Origin of the sequence: Bacillus sp. RC242, assembly GCF_044908245.1 — a bacterium.
Lineage (GTDB): Bacteria > Bacillota > Bacilli > Bacillales > Bacillaceae_G > Bacillus_A > Bacillus_A mycoides.
Genome location: NZ_JBIYCZ010000002.1, coordinates 173637 through 195736, shown reverse-complemented (window position 1 = coordinate 195736; position 22100 = coordinate 173637). Strand labels below are relative to the sequence as shown.

Annotated in this window: 19 protein-coding genes and 1 pseudogene; 14 read left to right on the top strand and 6 right to left on the bottom strand. The window is 35.4% G+C overall.

The window, feature by feature from the left end; all coding sequences use genetic code 11:
- Window positions 1-13 precede the first annotated feature (13 nt).
- Together ABH957_RS04730 and ABH957_RS04725 are read right to left on the bottom strand one after the other, a co-directional pair.
- A complete protein-coding gene (locus tag ABH957_RS04730; RefSeq protein WP_404453099.1) occupies window positions 14-1213 on the bottom strand; it encodes an MFS transporter in 1200 nt (399 codons plus the stop codon).
- A gap of 15 nt (window positions 1214-1228) precedes the next feature.
- Window positions 1229-1648, bottom strand: coding sequence for a MarR family winged helix-turn-helix transcriptional regulator (locus tag ABH957_RS04725; protein ID WP_002013810.1), 420 nt, complete (start codon window positions 1646-1648; stop codon window positions 1229-1231).
- A gap of 189 nt (window positions 1649-1837) precedes the next feature.
- Between ABH957_RS04725 and phaZ the strand changes: the two genes are divergently transcribed.
- From phaZ to ABH957_RS04675, 10 genes and pseudogenes are all read left to right on the top strand, one after another.
- Window positions 1838-2740, top strand: a complete 903-nt coding sequence (gene phaZ / locus ABH957_RS04720) for an intracellular short-chain-length polyhydroxyalkanoate depolymerase (RefSeq protein WP_404449678.1) — start codon at window positions 1838-1840, stop codon at window positions 2738-2740.
- 140 nt (window positions 2741-2880) lie between these two features.
- Window positions 2881-4077 (top strand): MFS transporter, encoded by a 1197-nt coding sequence (locus ABH957_RS04715; protein ID WP_404449676.1) that lies wholly within the window; start codon window positions 2881-2883, stop codon window positions 4075-4077.
- The gene (locus ABH957_RS04710) at window positions 4061-4261 is read left to right on the top strand and encodes an NETI motif-containing protein (protein ID WP_000166302.1); all 201 of its coding nucleotides are present in this window, start codon (window positions 4061-4063) and stop codon (window positions 4259-4261) included. Before ABH957_RS04715 ends, ABH957_RS04710 begins: the two co-directional genes overlap by 17 nt.
- A 448-nt stretch (window positions 4262-4709) precedes the next feature.
- Entirely contained in the window at window positions 4710-5297 is a 588-nt protein-coding gene (locus ABH957_RS04705; protein WP_404453101.1) for a hypothetical protein, read from the top strand.
- A 78-nt stretch (window positions 5298-5375) separates the two neighbouring features.
- Complete coding sequence (locus ABH957_RS04700) at window positions 5376-5699, top strand: hypothetical protein (RefSeq protein WP_404453103.1); 324 nt, start codon at window positions 5376-5378, stop codon at window positions 5697-5699.
- A gap of 698 nt (window positions 5700-6397) precedes the next feature.
- Window positions 6398-7633 carry a CapA family protein gene (locus ABH957_RS04695; RefSeq protein ID WP_404510691.1) on the top strand — a complete coding sequence of 412 codons (1236 nt, stop codon included), beginning with the start codon at window positions 6398-6400 and terminating at the stop codon, window positions 7631-7633.
- 48 nt (window positions 7634-7681) lie between these two features.
- Window positions 7682-8413: a M15 family metallopeptidase gene (locus ABH957_RS04690; RefSeq protein ID WP_404449668.1), complete on the top strand. Its 732-nt coding sequence runs from the start codon at window positions 7682-7684 to the stop codon at window positions 8411-8413.
- 441 nt (window positions 8414-8854) lie between these two features.
- Window positions 8855-9016: pseudogene (locus tag ABH957_RS04685) on the top strand (alpha/beta fold hydrolase); the annotation flags it as partial.
- Window positions 9017-9265: 249 nt separating this feature from the next.
- Complete coding sequence (locus ABH957_RS04680; RefSeq protein WP_404449666.1) at window positions 9266-9577, top strand: DUF3895 domain-containing protein; 312 nt, start codon at window positions 9266-9268, stop codon at window positions 9575-9577.
- A 382-nt stretch (window positions 9578-9959) separates the two neighbouring features.
- Window positions 9960-10418 carry a hypothetical protein gene (locus ABH957_RS04675; protein ID WP_404490823.1) on the top strand — a complete coding sequence of 153 codons (459 nt, stop codon included), beginning with the start codon at window positions 9960-9962 and terminating at the stop codon, window positions 10416-10418.
- A 170-nt stretch (window positions 10419-10588) separates the two neighbouring features.
- Here ABH957_RS04675 and ABH957_RS04670 read toward each other — a convergent pair whose 3' ends face one another.
- Complete coding sequence (locus ABH957_RS04670) at window positions 10589-11836, bottom strand: MFS transporter (RefSeq protein WP_404453109.1); 1248 nt, start codon at window positions 11834-11836, stop codon at window positions 10589-10591.
- A gap of 221 nt (window positions 11837-12057) precedes the next feature.
- Between ABH957_RS04670 and ABH957_RS04665 the strand changes: the two genes are divergently transcribed.
- From ABH957_RS04665 to ABH957_RS04655, 3 genes are all read left to right on the top strand, one after another.
- Window positions 12058-12639 carry a TetR/AcrR family transcriptional regulator gene (locus ABH957_RS04665; RefSeq protein ID WP_404453111.1) on the top strand — a complete coding sequence of 194 codons (582 nt, stop codon included), beginning with the start codon at window positions 12058-12060 and terminating at the stop codon, window positions 12637-12639.
- 432 nt (window positions 12640-13071) lie between these two features.
- Complete coding sequence (locus tag ABH957_RS04660; protein ID WP_404510690.1) at window positions 13072-13833, top strand: DnaD domain-containing protein; 762 nt, start codon at window positions 13072-13074, stop codon at window positions 13831-13833.
- A gap of 80 nt (window positions 13834-13913) precedes the next feature.
- Window positions 13914-16304 (top strand): penicillin acylase family protein, encoded by a 2391-nt coding sequence (locus ABH957_RS04655; RefSeq protein WP_404449658.1) that lies wholly within the window; start codon window positions 13914-13916, stop codon window positions 16302-16304.
- A gap of 259 nt (window positions 16305-16563) precedes the next feature.
- On the opposite strand, the gene ABH957_RS04650 is transcribed toward ABH957_RS04655, so the two are convergent.
- From ABH957_RS04650 to ABH957_RS04640, 3 genes are all read right to left on the bottom strand, one after another.
- Window positions 16564-18351, bottom strand: a complete 1788-nt coding sequence (locus ABH957_RS04650) for a response regulator (protein WP_404453115.1) — start codon at window positions 18349-18351, stop codon at window positions 16564-16566.
- Between the two features lie 114 nt (window positions 18352-18465).
- On the bottom strand, window positions 18466-19044 hold the full coding sequence (locus ABH957_RS04645; RefSeq protein WP_404453117.1) for a sensor domain-containing protein: 579 nt from the start codon (window positions 19042-19044) through the stop codon (window positions 18466-18468).
- 202 nt (window positions 19045-19246) lie between these two features.
- On the bottom strand, window positions 19247-20572 hold the full coding sequence (locus ABH957_RS04640) for an erythromycin esterase family protein (protein WP_404449654.1): 1326 nt from the start codon (window positions 20570-20572) through the stop codon (window positions 19247-19249).
- Between the two features lie 360 nt (window positions 20573-20932).
- On the opposite strand from ABH957_RS04640, the gene ABH957_RS04635 reads away from it, so the two are divergent.
- Window positions 20933-21820: a type II CAAX endopeptidase family protein gene (locus tag ABH957_RS04635; protein WP_113935888.1), complete on the top strand. Its 888-nt coding sequence runs from the start codon at window positions 20933-20935 to the stop codon at window positions 21818-21820.
- Window positions 21821-22100 lie beyond the last annotated feature (280 nt).

The following is a 22100-nucleotide window of genomic DNA, read 5'->3' as shown; positions in this document are numbered from 1 at the left end:
TTCCTTATGAACGTTAAGCAGATATTTTTCCGTCTGTACTTTGTTTCTTGAATTTTTGTTTTCGTCCGTGTAATCCATAATATAGAAGTAAAGTGAACGCAACGATAATAGCTGCGATAAAATACATATTATGATAACTTGATTTGGCAGCGACTATACCTAAAATGAAAGAACCAAAGCCAATGCCGCTATCAAAGAACGAGAAGTAAGTAGCTGTCGCAGAACCACGTCGATGGTTTGGAGCGGCAGAAATTGCAATCGTTTGGAAACTTGGAATTAATGTTCCGTATCCTAAACCGATTAACATACCTGCGCCAAGGAACCAAAATGAAGTTTGCGCTTGGCTTAAAATGAACATCCCAATTGTGAAAATAATGATAGCTGGATAAATAAGTACATTTTCACCGAAACGATCAAATATTTTTCCTGTAAATGGACGAGAGATTACAACAACAAGTGCGTATAGAATAAAGAAGTAACTTGCAATTTCGCTTAAACCGAGTTCTTTCGCATAAATAGGAATAAAGGATAAAATGCCACTATAAGAAAAGGCTAAAACAAATCCTGTCAGAGCGATCGGAATAGAAGATGGTTCAATTAAGTCTTTCCATTTCATTTTTTCACGTGTTTGTTTACTTACTGGTTTTTCATGCGGAATATTGACTAGTAATCCTAATAAAAATGCGAGTAATGAAAATACTGAACACACGATAAATAGTACAGTAAATGAAAAATGAGAAATAATTGTTAAACCTAAAAAAGGACCAATTACCATCGGTAGACTCATAAATACGCCGTAATAAGCAAGTGCTTCACCGCGTCTATGAGCTGGTGCTACATCAGTTACAATTGTTCCAGTTGCTGTTGTTGCCATTCCGAATCCAATACCATGTAAGAAGCGAAGGGCAAGTAATAAAAATAAACTTTGCGTACCGAAATACATAACAGTAGCGGCTAAAAATAGTGAAAGTGAAATAAATAATATTTTCTTTCTTCCTAAATCATCGAGCCATTTTCCTGTGAATGGTCTACATAAAACAGATGAAATAAGAAAAACAGTTGCAACTAAACCAATTTCCTCAGGTTTTCCTTTTAGGCTGTCTATAACATAGACAGGCAGAGTAGTCATAAGCATGTAAAATGTTAAAAAGAGAAACAGACTACTAAAACAAGTTCCGAGGAAATCCTTCGTCCAAAGTTTTTCACTTTGCATCGTCATCCCTCCAAATTAATGATCTAAATTTTTGATAATTTGTTGTAACAATTGAAAAGCTTCATGTAAGTCTTCTTCTTTAATACCTTCTAGCGTCTTTTCTTCAAAGGAATCAACTTCTTCTTGCCATACTGGAATCATTTCTATTGCTGTTTCCGATAAGGAAATCAACTTTTCACGGCGATCTTTTCCTTCCGTCCGAATAATCCAGCCCATCGTTTCCATACGTGTTAACGTGCGGGTCATCGTTGGGGATTCAACATTTAAATACTGACATAATTCTGTTTGGGTACAAGATCCAGTTTGATTAATGCGGAAAATAACAGCCCATTGCGCACTAAATAATCCTGTTGGAGATACACGTTCATTAAATTTCTTCGTAAACTTACGAGAAGTTTGACTGACAATGTGAAAAAAATGTTGTTTTTCGTCCATGTATTTTGATCCTTTCAAATTAGTTACCTAGCTAACTATATACCTTTTTATTTTACTTGTCTAGTAATAGACATGTTGTTTTATGTGGAAATTTCGTATAGATTTTGTATTGAGAACGTACATTCTACATGGTATTCTTTAATTAAGTAAAGAATTTTCTTTCTATTAAAAGAATGGGGGGAACTTGTGATGATTAAGCCTGCAACAATGGAGTTTGTTTCACTATCGAACGGAGAAACGATTGCGTATCAGGAAGTTGGAAGGCAAAATACAGAAATTCTTGTACTCATTCACGGGAACATGACATCGTCACAACACTGGGATTTAGTTATTGAAAAGTTGCAAGATCAATACCATATTTACGCTCTTGATTTAAGAGGATTTGGCCAATCAACATATAATCAATCGATAGATTCATTACAAGACTTTGCAAGAGATGTAAAACTATTTATCGATCAATTAAAACTAGAAAAATTTTCATTAATGGGCTGGTCAATGGGCGGTGGTGTTGCGATGCAATTTACAGCGAATCATCCAACATTTGTCGAAAAGTTGATTTTAGTAGAATCAGTGGGAATGAAGGGATATCCAATTTTTAAAAAAGATATTAACGGGCAACCGATCGTATCAAGTTTAGTAAAAACGAAAGAAGAAATCGCGCAAGATCCCGTACAAATTGCTCCAGTGCTAGATGCGATAAAAAATATGAATAAATTATATTACCGTACAGTATGGAATCTATTAATATATACACATAATCAACCTGAACCGAATCGTTATGAAAAGTATTTAGATGATATGTTAACGCAACGTAATTTCGTAGATGTGAATTATGCGCTCATTACATTTAATATTTCGGATGAACATAACGGGGTTGTAGAGGGAAATAAGCAAATTCATCATATTAAAGCTCCAACACTCGTCATACAAGGTGACCGCGATTATGTCGTACCACAAGTAGTTGGTGAGGAATTAGCGAAACATTTGCCAAATGCGGAGTTGAAGGTGTTAGAAGATTGCGGGCATTCACCGTTTATTGATTGTTTAGATGTGTTTATAAAACATGTTGAGGATTGGTTAGAAGATAAGTAGGTTGAGGAAGAAGTTAGATGAAATGTATCTAGCTTCTTTTTTGTGGGAAAACCAAAATTATTTCAGCCACTAGTTCTTTCTTATTCCACAGTAAACAATATATAATGAGTGTGGTGAATTACAAAAGGGAGAGATAAGGGATGTCAATGCGTTTTACATTTTGGATTATGGTTGGGATTGTAGCAATCTCGGGTTTGTCACAAGGGATGCTCTTACCTGCCATCGCAATGATTTTTGAACAAGAAGGGGTTAGTTCAAGTATTAACGGTATTCATGCGACGGCATTATACATTGGGATATTATTTATTTCACCGTTTCTTGAAAAACCGATGCAAAAGTTTGGAATGAAACCAATTATCGTAATTGGTGGGTTTCTCGTTATTATTTCATTATTCTTTTTTACACAAACATTTTCATTTTGGGTATGGTTTATTCTTAGGTTCCTAGTTGGTGTTGGAGATCATATGCTCCATGTCGGAACGCAAACGTGGATTACGACAACGTCAGATCCTAGTAAAATAGGTAGACAAGTATCGATATACGGTGTATTCTTCGGAATTGGTTTCGCAGTTGGTCCGTATTTAGCAAGCACTGTTCAGTACGGTCTTGCGACACCATTTATCGTATCTACTATACTTTGTTTAATAGGTTGGCTCTTACTACTCCCAACGAAAAATGCATTTCCAGCACAAGATGAGGCAAAAACTGAAAGTGAATCATCCTTTTCTCGTTATAAACAAGTCGTTGGATTAGCTTGGATTGCACTAATTGGTCCGCTCGCATACGGTGTGCTTGAAGCGATGCTAAATAGTAACTTACCAGTATACGCACTTCGAAAAGGGTGGTCTGTATCGGAAGTTTCCTTCTTATTACCAGCATTCGCAGTTGGGGGCATTATTACACAAATCCCGCTCGGTATATTAAGTGATAAATACGGAAGAGACCGTATTTTAACGTGGACGTTTAGCATAAGTACAGGCATTTTCTTACTTGCGGCAGTATTTGATCAATATTACTGGATTGTCTTTGCATGTATGCTTATAGCAGGTATGGTCATTGGCTCATGCTTCTCACTAGGGCTTGGATTTATGACAGATTTATTACCGAGACACTTACTACCAGCAGGTAATATATTATCCGGAATCGCCTTTAGTATAGGAAGTATTATGGGACCTGTATTAGGAGGCGTATTTATAGAAAAAATACAGTATACAAGCTTTTTTATTGCGGTTATGATTATAATGGGAATTCTCGCAATGGTATATATGGTCTACATGAAGAATCAATTCGCATCAAGAAAAATAGAAAGTAGGTTAGGGCATGACAAAACAACCTAATAAGAAAAAATTTGAAGTACTAGAAAACGAAACGATTACAGACTGCTTAGCGCGTATGGAACAAGAAGGATATGCACCGTCTCGTCGCATGGAAGAGCCAATCTTTCATGAAGTAAAGAAAGACGGAAAAACAGAAGTTGAACCGTGTGGTAGAAAAATTGTTTTTGAGGGTAAATTGAAGTAATACAAATAATAAATTCTCTTTATCGTATAGAGCCATCCAATTCAGTCTTTGTGAGTTGGATGGCTTGTTTTTTTATTGACCAATGAAGGAATAGGAAGATGAGGAATTGAATAGAATGAATGGATATTTTCTAGGAAGAACGAAAAGAAACTAGTTGGCCGGACATGGATTGGAGAGCGAATATAATAAATTAAAACTAAAAATTTGCAGGGGAAAATAGGTGAATTAGCCGAGTGCTCGTTAATCTGTATTCCATCAATTTTGTCGTCAAGAAGAAAAGTGTAATATCAAAAAGCATACTATAAATACGTATCATTTTTTGTGTTCGGTGCGGAATGGCAAGTAAATACAACCGCAACTTTAAATCTTTCTGGAAGAGCAGAATTATACTAGCTTTGTATTTTAGTTAGTTCGAAATTGATCGCTTAAGCGAGGTGGAGTTCAAAATATGGAAGTAAATCAAAATCAGCGAATCCTCTATGCGGTTTTTGAGGATGAAATTCAATTGCCGGTGCTGGATATCACTCATCCCCTTTTTAATGAAAGTATTGATGAACAGGCGTATCATTTGAATTGCCTCAAATCAGCCCGGAGCATTGAATCGTTAAAAAAGATGCCTAGCTTTATTCAAAATATCTTTGTGAAAATGCCGAATGTTGATGATTCCTATCTTAGCGGTATGCGTACTTTACTGTACAAACTAGGCCCTGGTTTAAGTAAGGGGATAAAATTAGGCTTTCGGGACAAGTGGGCGGTGAAGCAAACTTCTTTTATGGGACTTCGGATTAGGCTGAGGGATCTTTGCAGACACCAGTCGGAAATTTTGTTTCCTCAGCTTAAGCAATTCCCTGAACGGGGTCTTTGTTTTTTTAATATAGCTGGTGGTGCTGCTACGGACAGTATCAATACTTTGATTTTAATACAGGAATCAGACCCGGAATTACTTAAGGGACGAAAGATTGAGATTAATATTTTAGATATTGATACTTACGGCCCTAATTTCGCGAAAAGGTGTATGGGTGTCTTGAAGCAGTAGGGGGAACGATTCCATGGTCTTGATATAACTCTTAATACAACTCATTATAACTGGAGCCAACCGGATTCATTATTAAAAATGAGCTTGGAACATTCAGGTTGGATTCAGCTCTGTTCATCGGAAGGGGGGCTTTTCGAGTATGGTTCGGATTCAGATATCATTGAGAATTTAAACCGTTTCTTTGAAAATTCCCCAGCGGATGCCCGTGTCACGGGTTTATTAATTTTCGACCGAGCGCATGTAAATCCGGGATACCTTGGATTTACGGAGTTTATTGGTGTGCAAATTAGGTATCTTGGATTGGAAGGGTTACAGAAGATTTTAAATCAAACTTCGTGGGTATTAGAAGAATCGCATGAAATTGAAAAAATCTATATTCTATTTTCACTGAAGAAAGCGTGAAATTATATTGAAATGATTGGATGAGGGGTTGGTACCAATGTCGGTACTACCTCTATTTTTTTTGCGGAAATTCATAGAAAACAAACGGGGAATTATGTATTTATTGTTTTTGCTAAAAATTATGTGCAATTCAGAGTACGATACATATAAAATGCCATTTCCTTTTGCATTTCTCCTAATTGGCTTCTTTATATAGGGCGTAGAAAAGATTGCTACTTTTTTTGTATATTGGTAAAATAAGTTCTTGGGTCTTACTTGTTTTTATCGGTATAATATTTGTCGCTTAACGTAAAGAAATTAGTTACAAAGCTTCCATAATATTTAAAGGGGGTTACAGCAACGATCCCCTCTTTTTGGAGCCACTCACGAACGTAAAGCAAGAGAAGAGGCTATATGAACTATTCTCCTATCTTGTTTAGATTAAATCAGTTACTGCAATTGGAACAGGTATATGAAACTCAATATCTGGAGGATTGATTAGAATCTAGTCGACATCCTGATGGATCATGTTTTTCTAGCAATCTATCAATTCTGATGGAATTGATAGATTGCTAGAGAATGGAAAATGATTATCCGTATATTCCAAAGCAAATGTAACAAAGTGTCCTTCCATAATTAAGGGTAAAGCCAAAATACGTTGTTTTAAAGAATGATTTGTTAGAACTGGTTATAAGTAATAAAACAGAAAAGAGGATCACATGTTAGATACTTTACAGAGAAGTAAAAAGTTTTTTTTATTATGTCTTATTTTTTTAGTGCTTTTAACCGCTTGTGGTAATACAGATGTTAAGACATCTAAAGCTTCATTACCACCGGCTCAATCCAATATAGATACATCATTAAAAGCACCAAATTGGGTAGATAAAAGTCCTATCCAACAGTCTCCTAATTTTACGGAAGATAAAAAAGTAAAATCGGTTGTGAATTTATTAGCAACGGGTGATAATTTATACCATGACGCAGTAATTAAAGATGGCAAACAAAAAGACGGTTCATATGATTATAACTATATTTATGAAAATATCAAAAAAGCTGTTAAATCAAGTGATCTTGCTATAGTGAACCAGGAGACCCCGATTGCAGGAAATAATTTAAAAGTACAGGGATATCCTACTTTCAATACACCTGAAGAAGTGGGTCAATCTTTAGTGGATACTGGATTCAATATAGTGACTCAAGCGACAAATCACGCTATGGATATGGGTATTAAAGGTGTTGCGAATACAAGAGAATACTGGAAGAAATATCCGGATGTTATCCCGGTAGGCATTAATGAGAGTCAAAACGAGCGCAATGAAATAAAAACGATTACAAAAAATGGGATTCGTTTTGCTTTACTTAATTATACATATGGTACGAATGGAATTAAAATTCCAGCTGATAAGTCTTGGGCATTAAATTTAATTGATAAAAAAGCGATACAAAATGATGTGGAAAAGGCAAAGAGTAGTTCTGATATGGTGATTGTTATGGTGCATTGGGGAGTTGAATATACCACTACACCTTCAAAACAACAAAAAGAAGTTGCTCAATATTTAACAGATTTAGGTGTAGATGTAGTAATTGGAAATCATCCACATGTAATTCAACCAATTGAGTGGAAACAAAATAAAGATGGACATCAAACGCTAATCTATTATTCTCTTGGAAATCTTATTTCTGCTCAAGAAAAATTAGAAACATTGGTTGGAGGATTATCCTATATACAATTTGTTAAGTATGAAGATAAAACTTTTGGTATACGACAAGCGGCACTCGTACCGACAGTAACCGACTATGCTGATGGTAAGAAACAATTTAAAATTCAATTTTTAAAAGATTATTCGAATGAAAATTCTAAAAATCATGGGATTAAAAAATTTGTAGGTCCCGTTTCTTTGAAGGATTTCAAGGATATTCCTAGAGATGTGTTGGGAAATTGGTATAAAGACTAATAAACAAAAAGGGAATGAGATACAATTAAAAAATTTATAATTTTAGCATTGGTATTGACATTGGGATGGAGCCTTGCTGCTTGTAGTGGAAAGCAAACATCTCAGGAAACTACTAATAATAACGATAAAAATAAAAATGAGATAAATGCGAATAAAAAAGATGTTTTACCTATCTCTGATCTTAATGATTGGAGAATTATCCTTGTAAATAGAGAGCATATGTTACCAAAGGAACTAGGAATTGAATTAACAAGTATTACCCAAAATGCTAAGCCAAATATGAAAATCGATAGCAGAATTGCAACTTCCTATCAGGATATGGTAACAGCTGCAAAAAAAGAGGGGATCAATCTTTATTTAAGATCAAGTTATCGAGCTATAAAATTACAACAAACGTATTATGATGCTTCAGTTAAAAGCTATAAATCTCAAGGTTTGTCGGATAAAGAGGCTAGTGCTAAGGCATTGGAATATCTTCAGTATCCTGGCGCAAGTGAACATCATACTGGATTAGCATTAGACATTATTTCAGTTGAATGGCAGAATACTGTAGAAGATTTAAATGCAAAATTTGAAACTACCGATGCATTCAAATGGTTAGATAAGAATGCTGCAGAGTATGGGTTTATTCTCCGCTATCCAAAAGATAAAGAGAATATTACTGGCATTAAGTATGAGCCATGGCACTATCGTTACGTAGGAAAAGAAGTTGCTGTTTATCTAAAAGAAAAAGGGTTAACTTTAGAAGAGTATTGCGAAAAAATTAAGTCTAGCAAATAAAAATACACTTGGATTCTATTAAAAAGCCATATCTGGTGGAAGTATTAACCTTCCTCCTAGTATTGCGAAAACGGTGTATGATAATTTGAGCACGTATGAACCAGTTATCGTGTGAAAAGATATATGTATCAAGAAATTAAATTTATAAAAGAAGCAGTGAAAAAGGATCTGATATTCATATCAGATTCTTTTTCATTCGTAACATAGAATACTTGCTTACTGTATCTGCTTAACTAGGCTTTAGAGACTGCCTACTTTCCAGATGCTACAATATTAACCTCGCCATCTTTTTTGTTTTGGATGTTAGCTTTTCTTAGCTTGATAGACATGTGGAGGTAGCCCAAACACTGCGATTGGTAGTGTTTTTATTTGTTAGCATCTTACAAATTTTGTTAAGATGAAATAGTTGGTGTAGGGAAAATATTTTAGGAGCTGAATAGGGTGAAGAGATATTTTGTTAATAATCGACATAAGAAAGTACACATCACAGAATGGGGTAATAAGAAAAATCCGGTTATCTTTTGTTTACATGGGTTAGGTGGCTCTAGTCTTACTTTTATAGAAGTGGCTGACAAACTAAAAGATGAGTATAGATTTGTTACATGTTTTGTGCAACTAACAAATCAGATGATGTTCACCATTGCTTTCATTTCTGCAATAACGAATTCTACAATAGATGATAGAACGTATATTTGGTATAATTGAAACATACTACTTAAAATGATGCATATGAGTTATAAAATTTATGTAAAGAGGTAAGGACTACATAACAATAACTAAATTTAAAAGTTCTAGTACATATAAGATTCAGTTCATGTTAAGCAAATTCATTATCAGAAAGGAAAAGATGTAATGAATCAAATTTCATTTGAAGATTTATTTGAAGAGGAAAAAGAAACGGTGGAGGTAGCTGAGATACCAGTACTTTTATCGCCATTGCAACAAGATATATTGGGATTATTTAATTCTGAAGAAATAAGTGCACTTGAGCTATGTGAACAATTAATACGAGCTGGTAAAATACCCGATGAAAGATTCACTACGAATAAGCCGAAAGCATATGGACAAGTATGCTTACTATTAGAAGGTTTTGTTAAAGAAGGAAAGCTGGTTTTTGTCAAAAGTGATGAGAAAAGAGATAGGGTATATAAAGTGAAACTTTAATCAGTGGGGGGCATCCCCCACTGATTATTAGCCTACACCAATCGGGCGTTTACGGGCAGTTATTCTCCCACCTAACTTCTTTGCTCCAGCCGAATTTTGAGGTGGGAGTCTTACTGCCCACAAATAGCGGGATAAAATGAAAGAAGAAGTTTCTAACACATAAGTTGTACAGGGTATAGTAAAGAAATAAGGATGAAGCATCATTAAGCATGTAAAGAAAAGTTAAAGTTAATGTAGGGACTAGGTTTAAACGGCCTAGTCCCTTATATAAGTGGGAAATGTAAATAATATTTTTTGTTTGGCTTTTTCTTCGCGTTGCCATGTTATCCTTTAATAAAGCGATAAATGAAACTAAAACTTAATCACGTGAGGTTAGTTATAAATGATAAAGAAATTTACTAGAGTAGTATTAACTGCAGTTATGCCAATCGGTCTTATTATTGGTTGTGGGACTACTGAAAAAACTGAAGTACAAGAGCCGAAAGCGGTACAAGCGGAGAAAAAGGACTATATGGATTACTCATATGGTAGCAAAGGTATATTAGTAAGCGGCAAAGCGAAAGAACGTCAACAATACGAGATTGGGTATATGGATGATAACAAGTTAATTGGGATCGATGAAAATATTGAGGACTGTATTATTTTAGATAATAAAGATGAAGCAGGTTACATTTGGAAACAAATAGAGCGCGGATCTATTATTGAAGTGCAATACGGTAAGGACCGCAACGACATCGTAGGCGTACAATTAGTAGGAGATCGTGAGCCATACGAAATTAGTGACAAGTTTGATCGAAATACGATAAACGAGATTGTTAGAAAAGTTAAAGGTAATTTGTAATAGATGTATTTTGCTAGTATATGATCTATTATCATGACATGGCGAATCGCATACATAAAATTTGAAATCAACGGCATTTTTAATATGAAAATGCCGTTGATTTATTTTAAAAAGTAAATGGTATTCTATAATCTTGTAGAAAAATACGTATTAAAAAATATATAAATGAATTATTCTTCTTTTAGTTGTGATGATCGCCGTAAGGTCATTGCCCAAAATAAAAGAGCACAAGCACTAACGGATGCACCTAATATACAAACTCCGTTCCATCCGTAGCTTGCATAAATGTTTGTTGAAAGAATTGCACCTGTTGCACTGCCGATAGAATAAAAAATCATGTAACTGGCAGTGAGGCGACTTCTCGCTTCTGGACGCACTGTGAAAAGTATGCTTTGGTTCGTGACATGTACAGCTTGCACAGCTAAATCTAAAAGGATAACACCGATAACTAGTAGGAATAGAGAATGGTTCATTAATTTAATTAGGAGCCATGAAAGTAATAATAAGGATAAGGCTATGCCAGTAGTTCTCTCTCCGAATCCGCGATCAGCAAGTTGTCCTGCTTTAGTGGCAGCTAATGCACCAGCAACTCCAGCAAGACCAAATGCTCCGATAGCTGTATGTGATAGATTATATGGTGCAGCACTTAGAGGTAAAACTAATGAAGTCCATAAAATACTGAATGAAGTGAAAATGAGCAATGCTAATATTCCGCGAATGCGTAAGAGACGCTCTTCTACAAATAATAAGAGAACGGAATGTAATAATTTAGGATAGGTCATAGCTGTTTTTTTATGTTTAAGATTAGGTAAATTACGATATAACAAACCAATTACGAAGAGCATAAGTACAGCAGAGGTAAGATAAACGGAACGCCATCCCGCTAAATCTGTTAATGTTCCAGCAAATGTACGTGCAAGTAGAATTCCTATTACGACACCACTCGTGACGAAACCTACTATTCGCCCACGGTCTTTTGGGTTAGCTAAAATGGATGCGTATGCGACGAGTGTTTGCGTAACAGTCGCAAGAATTCCGACTAAGGCCATACCTATAAAAAGTACGGTACTGGAAGGAGCGACTCCGACCACAATTAAAGCGAAAACGGATAAAAGCATTTGAACAATAATAAGTCTTTTTTGGTTTAACAAATCACCAAGTGGAACTAATAAAAGTAATCCGAGTGCATAACAAACTTGAGTAATCGTAATAACGACACCAATAGTTGAATGGTGGATCTTAAACGCATTTGATAAAGAATCAAGTAGAGGATGAGCGAAGTATATATTCGCCACAGCCATCCCGCAAGCTATTGAAAATAATAGAGTTATATATCCGGGCATGATTGTATTAATAGGTGATTGGAACTGATCATTATTCTGTGTAAGAGCAGTTGTCATTTTTTCTTTAGCATCCATAATATCATCTCCTTTTGTTTTTAAAATAATGTACCGAACGGTATATTATTTCGTAAGTCAAATATAATCAAGGATAAGTTGCTATGTCAAGTGAATTGTAAATTAAATTCAGTTTCTTTTGACATATCATTTATAATTTAATACGATATATAATATACTGATTAGTACATAAAAAAGTGATTTATAATTTAGAAAACAGGTGAAAAAAGAGGAGGGATTAAATGGCTCGACTACGTGAATTTGATAAAGAAAAAGCTTTGGATGCTGCTATGCAACTTTTTTGGGAAAAAGGATACGCCGCTACTTCATTAAGCGATCTAACTGCTAAAATGGAAATACAAAGACCGAGTTTATATGCAGCATTTGGTGATAAAGAAGGGCTGTTTGAAGCTGCGTTACGGAGATACACGAATTTACACGCAGCTAGCATTCGAACGAAACTTCAAAAAGAACAATCTGTAAAAGAGGCCATTCGTATATTTTTTGAAAATATGGTGGAAGAGGAATATAAAAAAGAATCAAATAAAGGCTGTTTTTGTATTAACACAATGGTGGAGCTTTCTCCTCATAATGAAAAATTTGAAGTGTTGACTAGAGAACATCAAATGTATCTTTCAGTTATATTTCAAGAATTGATCGCCAAAGGTATTCAGTCTGGAGAATTACAAAGTGATGTGAATGCTAAAGCATTGGCGCAAACGCTAGTCACTTCATTAATTGGATTAACGGTGTTAATGAAATCTCGCCCAGAACGTTCAGTTGTAGATAATACGGTATGTATCATATTATCGTTACTAAAATAAATGTAACAGAATTGTATTTCAATCAACTATTTCGATTATAGACACTTTTATTTATAAACTTTCAACCTTAAAGCACTGAATTGTCTACGAAGGCAACGGGTGCTTTTTATTTTCGTGTAAATATGAGCAGGTGAATCATAATGGTTGTCTGCAATATATGAAGATTGTTGGAGACATTTGTAATTAGGCATCGGATAAGAGAGGAATGAAAACACTATATAAGCCCCTTATAAGCCCCTACCAAGTAATAAATCACTAAGAAAAAACAAAACAAAAACAACTACAAGAACAAAAAAGCGCGAAAAAATAAAACCGTCGTTGTAGTAGTTAAAAAAATTTGGAATTCAAATGCAAAAACAAAGCCCTCATTCCTATATGTATATTGAAGGATTGAAATTTACCTTTTTATGAATAAAAGGAGGTGGGAAACATATGGCGGTGTACCGTAATGTGCAGGTGAACTTTTGGCAAGATGAATTCATATTAGATTTAACGCCAGAAGAGCGTTATTTTTATATATATTTGTTAACTGATACGAAAACGAAGCAATGTGGTATTTACATATTGCCAAAACGTTTGGCAGAGCTTGAAACTGGTTACAGTATGGAGACTGTTGAGAAGTTATTGAACCGGTTTGTGGAATACGGGAAGATTTTATATGATGCGGAAACGAAAGAGTTATTCATTATAAATTGGCTACACTATAATCCTATTTTTAATACGAACATAGAGAAATGTGTATTACGTGAGCTGAAAATGGTGAAAAGTAAAGAGTTCCTACATAAGTTTTTGCGTAAATGTCTTGAAGAAGAATGCAAGATTCCGTTATTACTTCAGTATTTTGGTATGCCAGAGGAAGAGGTTAGTAGTAATTCACAACAAGCAATTATTCAAGAGAAGGAAGAGGTAGAAATAGTAGAGGAGGTCACTCCGCATAGTGAAGTTTACAAGTTTTACGAACAAAATATTAGTAGTTTATCTCCATATATAGTGAAGGAATTAAAGGGATGGATGCAAAGAGTTTCAGGAGATAAAGTACTAGAGGCACTTAAAATTGCGTTTGAAAATAATAAGGGGACACTTGCTTATGTGAAGGGGATTTTGAGGAATTGGTGTAAGAAAGGACGAGTAAGCTTTAATAAAGGAAAGGAAATAGTGCGTAAGAGAGAAGTATTCAGTTTGTATGATCCATAGCATGAGCAAGTTAATGATTTCTTCTTTTCTAAAAGGTTCTTTCACAATAGAAGCGAATAGATTGAGAGAGGAGGGATTGTATGGAAGTCGTCATAAAAAAGAAACGAAAAAGGGGAAAAAGAATTTTTATTTGGTCTAGTAGTATCGTTCTTTTTTTGTTTATTTGCGCTATGATTTTTTTGAACATATATACGCTGAGATCTATGCCAAAGATAGATGGAACGATAAAGCTAGAGGATATACAACATGCTGTTGCGGTAAAGCGGGATAGTAAAGGTGTACCACATATTAAAGCGGAAAATGCGCATGATTTATATTTCTCGCAAGGGTATGTACAAGCGCAAGATCGTTTGTTTCAAATGGATTTAAGTAGAAGACAAGCTTCTGGTATGTTAAGTGAAGTTGTAGGGGAAGCAGCTGTTGATCGAGATAAATTGTTTCGAACGCTGGGTTTACGGCGAGCGGCAGAAGCATCTGTTAGTCAATATGATGGAGAAGCGAAATATGCCCTGCAATCATTCGCGGATGGGGTGAATACTTTTATACGTGAAGCGAAGGCCGAAAAGAAATTGCCAGTGGAGTTTACTCTATTAGGTTATGAACCTGCTGAATGGTCAATTGTGGACTCTTTAACGATTGGAAAGTATATGGCGTTTGATTTAGGAGGACATTGGCACGGACAAGCATTTCGATATTGGGCGTTGAAAAATCTTCCGGAAGAGCAAGCAAATGAGCTATTTCCTACATATCCGAAAGATGCGCCTAGATTGCTAGCTGAATTGAAAAATACAAATGTGGATGTAGCACAAAGTTTTTCAAAGACAGTTATTCCACCAGAGTTTAACGGTAGTAATAACTGGGTTGTGAGTGGTGAAAAGAGTGTATCTGGTAAGCCGATTTTAGCGGATGATCCTCATTTATCTCTTGCGACACCTTCTATTTGGTATCAATCGCAACTTGAAATGAAAGATTTACATGTGAGTGGCGTTATTTTCGCAGGAGTACCAGGCGTTATATTAGGACACAATGACAAAATAGCATGGGGCGTTACGAATACAGGTCCTGATGTGCAAGATTTATATATTGAGAAGCGAAATCCTAATAATGAAAATGAATTTTTGTATAACGATAAATGGGAAAAGGCTACGGTTGTTGATGAATCTATTAAAGTAAAAGGCGGGAAAACAATTCCGTATAACGTTACGGTTACGAGGCATGGTCCAGTTATTTCAGAGTTTGCGGATAAAGGAAAAGAGAAAACAAAAACAGTATTCGCTTTGAAATGGACTGCTTTGGAGCCTTCCGCTGAATTAAAGGCTGTATTAAATATGAATAAGGCGAAAGATTGGAATGAGTTTGAAACGGCTCTTCAAGATTTTCATACACCAACTCAAAACTTTGTGTTTGCATCAAATGATGGAACCATTGCTTACAAAGCGAATGGAAATATACCAGTGCGTAAAAAAGGTGATGGTAGTTTGCCAGTGCCAGGATGGACAGATGAATATGAATGGGAAGGGTATATTCCGTTTGATCAGCTACCGAAAGTAATAAATCCAAAACAAGGGTTTATTTCAACTGCAAATAATAAAATTGTTGATGATAATTATCCGTACCATATTAGTAATACGTGGGCGCAACCCTACAGGCAAATGCGTATTCAAGAGTTTTTGCAAGAGAAGGATAAGTATACGGTAAAAGATTTAGAAGAGTTACAGATGGATCAAAAAAATTTATACGGGAAAGAATTTGCTCCTATATTTTTAAAAGAGTTAAATAAAGCATCTTTAAATGAAGTAGAGAAAGAAGGCGTAAAACAATTAACAAAGTGGAATTTTTACGATAGTAAAGATGAAGCTGCACCATTAATATTCCATTTGTTAATGAAAGAGATTTCGAATACGCTATTTTCAAAAGAAATACCGAAAGATGTGATGGAGTTATTTGAAGGGAAGTCACAAGTAGTTGATGAATTGATTCGAAAAGAAGTAGCAGGAGAAAATAGCGCTTGGTTTACGAAGTACGGAGGGTTCACGAAAGTTGTGCATACATCGTACGAGAATGTAATGAAAAAATTACAGAAGGAATATGGACCGAATGTTGCAGAGTGGAAGTGGGGCGATTACCATCAACTTGCTTTTACACATCCAATTTCGAGATCATCTAGTATATTGGCACTACTCGCATTTAATCGTGAGAAACCAGTTCCAATTGGAGGAAGTCAAGTTACTGTTCAAGCAGCGAATTACGGAGATAACGGTATTGTAAATCATGGAGCTTCTTGGCGATTTGTCATTGATACGAAAGATATGTCAAACGGTTATCATATAGTGGGGCCGGGACAGTCAGGACATTTTAGAAGCGATTGGTATCATGATCAAATAGATGATTGGGTGAATGGTGAGTATCATACGACTACTTTAAATACAGATGGAATTGAAGGGGAAGTATTAACTTTACAGCCGAAGTGATAATATTTCCACTGATGAAAACTGTTAAATTAGAACATAACCCAGTTCTTAAATCATTTTAAAAGCCTACTATCAGTTAAATTGATAGTAGGCTTTTGTATTTTAGAGAATAAGATTCAATGATTTTATTATGACAAAACAGTAAGTGTTTTAACATTTACTTATACGATAACGGGCCTTATTTACTCTGTTACAAAAGAAACCACACAAAGTGTTCTTTTTCTTTGTTGCTCATTTTTATACACCGCATAACATTTTGCTATTCAATAATTCCAATTTCTAGAGCCTTTTGAACAGCTTCTTCTTTGTTACGGACTCCTAACTTTGTATAAGCTGTGGAAGCATAGTTTCTGACCGTACCATTCGATAAATATAACCTTGATGCTATGGTAGTGTATCGAAGTCCTTTTGCTACTAGCTGCAATATTTCTATCTCCCTAGCTGTTAGCTCATAGGCGGTTGCTTTTGATTGAGGTGTCTCTTTTTGCTCATCAAACTTCTCAAATATTTTGTGAGACATTCCCTGATCAATCAGTGTCCCACCTTTGTGAATAAGTTGGATCGTATTAGCTAGCTCCAACGTTTCAATAGATTTGAGTAAAAAACCATCCGCACCGTTGCGAAGCGATTCCAACGCCTGTTCGGTATCTTGAAAAGTTGTAAAAATCAATACGCGGATATGTGGCCATTGTTGCTTAATCTTTTTGGTTGCTTCGACTCCATCCATGTGCTGCATATCTAAATCCATAAGTATAACATGGGGTTGAAGGCGCCCACACAAATCGATGGCTTGATTGCCATCCTCAGCCAAACCGACTACATTTAAATCTTCATATCTATCGAGTAGTGTCCTCAAACTTTCCCGAACAAATGGCTGATCATCTACAATTAACAAACGAATAAGTCCATCTTTTATTTCAGTTTGTCGCGGTATGGTACATGTAACAAGCATTCCTTCCTCTGGCTTTGTATATACAGACAATTGACCTTGCAAATTCATTGCCCGTTCTTTCATCGCATTCATACCGAAGCCTTCCTGCCATTCTACATTTCCTTTTCCATTATCTTGAACTTCTAACCTCGTATATTGTTGTTCAAACTGCAATGAAACTATAATTTCAGTCCCCTGGCCATGACGTACTGCATTCGTAAGGGACTCTTGTAAGCAACGAATGAATGCGATCTTCGCTTGCTGAGATAGTTGATATTCCTCTCCGAATGTCCTAAAACTTACATTTACCTGAGCGTGCTCCTGAAATTCGGCTCCAAGATTTTGTAGAGATTGAATCAAGGAAGGGGATTGACACGGAGAATCCATTTGATGTAGGTAACCTCTCACGTCCTCAATACTTTTACGTCCCATTTCAAGCAGAGAATCTAGCCTCTGTATACCCATCTCAGTAGCAAGTTCGGTACGCAACGTTTCCATCCCCATAATAATAGAAGTATAAGCGTGACCAACTGTATCATGAAGCTCGCTCGACAGCCTGTTCCGTTCTTCTGCCAGTGTAATGCGTTCAATCTGAGACATATATTGCTCAAGTACCGCGTTTTGTTTACGAATTACTTCATTTTGCTTATGATTGGCGATTAATAAATGAAAAGCGAATCCCATTACATAAGCGAATCCATAGTAGGTGACCATAGTCCAATAGCTATTACTTGGCGCAACAGCATAGAAAATTCCAGTTGTTATAAAAACTGTTGTTGGAGCTGTCCAATAATAGGACAAATGCTTACTATTTACAGCAATTAGAAACACTGATATAAGAAATATGTTGTAAGCTTCCGGAAATAATGAGGTTAAATATATACATTGTCCACCATATAGCAGTATTTCTGTGAACAAGTAATATTTGTAATTGAACAGTAAGGCTACCCATGGAATTGAGAAGGCAACAACCTCCCAAAGAATAATAATCCAAAGTGGCAATGTTAACCCATCCTGAAAACTTAATGTAGCTAGGATGATAGACACACTAGTAAGTAGACGTATCCCTAACATAATCCAATCGTACCAAAACCAATACTTAACCATATCTAACAAGTCATTTACCCCCTAAGTAGCCTACCTTTTTACTTCATATATTATAATTTAATCCTTCATGCCTATTATACTTTTAAATTTAAAACTGCGATACTACGCACAGATTGCAAACTTCTATCGATTTAGTTGCCGAATCATGCTACGTGTATAGCCCCCAAGTTTCTTTGTCAAACCATCTACTATTCTAATACTTATGGCGGTAAATACTATACCCATAAACATTACAAAGAGGGACTTGGCAAAAGTATCTATCTGTATGAATATAATATTCATTTCGATGTATTGATACAGTAGTGGTGCCAACAGCAACATAAGTGGCATTACATAAAAAATGATTGCACTAATGAGACTGAAAATGCCAATCACTAATTTCTGCATTAACCAAAAGACAGCAGACCAAGTACGATGATCTGTAAGCACTAATTTCACCTGAGTCCAGTTCGATGTATCTATTGTTATACTTCTATCATAAGAGTCTGTTGAAATATCTGTATAAATTTTCGTCTGTATGCGCTCGAATTGGATAAAAGGTGTAGTAGTCTGTAGTACGCGTATAACTAGTGGAATCCCAATTACCGTAAATGAAAGGGTGAAACTGAATAGCAGAGCTATTAGATAAAAACAAAAATAAAACAATCCTGTAACGAAAGTTAGCAATAAAAAATAACCATTCTGGATGAATCTTGATTTCATAAAGTTCATCGCTCCTATCTATGTAATAACCGAATTGTACTGCTTTTTTTGTCATTCTCACTAGTGTAAAAGTGTCATATGACATTTCTAAATGATGCTAAAAAGGGGAGAGTAACCTACTTCTGGTTAAAAAAGATGCTTATATTAATCTCCATAAAACAATCCCGTTCTTGCAGATGCGAGAAGGGATTGTTTTGTACTTTTATTTAATATGAGATGGACTTGTTTTTCGAATATGAAAAATAATATCAAATTGCTCAAGCAATGACTTATCAAAGTATGCCGATTCGTTCGGTAAGAGTCGTGCCCCTATACTTAGTAATGGTCTTTTTGCTTTAACCCATTTCTCTGCTGGTCCTTTAAGGTGACGATTATCCAATAAAAACATTTTATATGGTACTTTTCCGAGAGTATAATTGAAACTATTTACATCTTGTGGAATCGGATCCGTTATAATCTTATCTCCTGTGTCGTTGTATAAGGTGAAATTCCCCTCCGTAGTTGTACTGCCAATTGTGACATAATTATTGTCTAAACGTTCCTTCAAATACTGCCCCGCAACATAAGGGTATAATTTCTCATCGATAATTCCTTTAGCTATATGAATATTGTGTCCCCATACCATTGTTTTACCACCCAATGTCTCTTGTGCCCACATTGCATGATCGGCCAAGTATTGCTCATGTAGCCTTAACATACTTGGATAGTCGTTAGGAATTAGCATTGTGGTAAATTTCTCTATTGCACTTGCCGTTGCTTTCGCCCAGATGTACTCGGGTGAAGCTATTTCTGTGTTGGATTGCTTATTCTCATCTTTTAGTAATCGAGCTACTCTCTCAGCGTTTGCTTTGAACTTTTCTTTTATTTCAGGAGCAAGGTCCATATATTCCTGTGTACTTCCATTAAAAGCCGACAATTCTTTATAATTTTCTTCTACTTCTGCCAGCAAATCTGGTCGATGCAGCCTTACATAATCAATTACTTTATTAAAGCAACCTTGGTCCAACTCCTTTAAGTCGAGCCCAATAAATTGGATCTTTTTTTTATTGGATGGATCAGCATTATAATCTTTCATCCACTCAATCATGGCTAAAATTTCATCAGTAGGATATAAATAATTTAAAAATTCCCTAGGGTTTCCTTTTCCTGTTTGGATATATTCATTTAGCTTTAAGCCGTTTCCCCAATCTTCTTCCATTGTGAAATTTGTAAAACCCATCTCAGTAACCAAATATTTCACAAGGCGAAACTTCATAGTGAAAATTTCAGAGCTTCCATGAGTATTCTCTCCTAATCCTACATATTGTGCGCTCCCAATCATTTTCTTAAGTGGTTTTAAATCCTCAAATGATTTTGACGGCTCTATCGTTTTTAATGGATAAGCCTGTGATTGTATTGATTTAACTATATTTTTTTGGATTGATTGGCCTGAATTTTCGACTGCTACTGTTTGAGCCTTTCCTACTTCTACACATCCTGTGACTAATAAAGCTGTACTAACCATTGCAATTATTCTTTTCTTATTCATTTTTTTCCACCTCAATTGAATTATTTTTAAAAGCGAGATTGATTCATGTACTTGCACGAATCAATTGCCTTAATTCAATTGTTATTTATTCCATATCATATTTTCTAGTTACATATTGTCATAAGGTTAATTGACACAGGTCATATGCTAATCATTACACTTTTGTACTATCGGTTATGACAACTTATAAATAATAATTGCATGGATGAGTCGCAAGTAAAACTAGATTATGAATTTGGGAGGGATTTTAAAGATGAATGAATCTGTATACAAAAATATTTTTATTCTAAGTTGTGTCTGTAGAAATGACAAGAAGTAAATTCGATAAACAAGTGAATGAAAAGGGAAGGGCGGATTACAATGAGATTACACGCAAAATCGTTCCACAATAAAGATAAAATCCAACGTGCTAAAATAGGACTTCAACTATTTCTGAGTATCTTAATCATTACTTCTATTATCCTAAATGTAGTAGTAATAATTACGAAAAGTATGCCGCTTATTGTGGTATATATGTTTACCCCAGCATTATCTTCTATTTTGACTCGCATAATACTGAAAGAAGGGTTTAAAGATGTATCTTTTAGTCTCGGTAACTTAAAGATATGGAAGGGGATTGGTTTTGCTCTGCTAATCCCTATGATTATTTGCGGAATTACTTATTCTATCGCCTGGTTGAGCGGAATTGCGGGGTTTCAGCATCCCGAAGGTGGTATGTTAGAACCAATCTACAATATGCTTGGACTTCAGTATGTAACGGCACCATTCAGTTTCATTTATCTAGTAGTATTGAGCGGCATTTTCGGAAGCTTGCTTGGCTTAATCCCAGCTTTGGGAGAAGAAATGGGGTGGCGAGGTTATATGCTCACAAGGCTAGTTGATGCAGAGTTTTCACGGCCCATCCTTATTAGTGGATTGATTTGGGCAACGTGGCATGTTCCAATTGTTATTGCTGGCCTATATGTAGCGGGACCATCTGTCGTTCTTTCAGTACTTGGTATCTATCTTTGTATTGTGCCATTCGGTTATATTACAGCTTATTTACGACTTATCACAGGTAGCATTTGGCCTTCGGTTATCATCCATGCTACTTGGAATGCCATTATTCAAGGACCTTTCACACGTGCAAGTACAGGATATCAAACTGAGATTTGGATTGGAGAATCTGGCTTGATAACCGCTATTATTATCTTAATTACTGCAATAATTACGTCTCGAATAGTGAATTTTACCAAATATCATAATTAGGCGGATGTTATATACAAATATAATGGAGGTGTAATCATGAATATTCAAAGATATGAAAGTAATACGAATGAAGTAAATGTAAAAGTAATACAAACAAAAAGCGAATATAGATAAAAATTTTTTGATACATTTATGAGTATAAAAATTTATTTATAAGAAAAGATAGATGTGGTTAGATTATCAGAAAAAATTCAATAACTTCAATCGTGAAAAGATAAAAAAGGAGCGGAAATACGCTCCTTTTTTATTTACCTTACTATTTTTAGGAGGTTAGTATGAA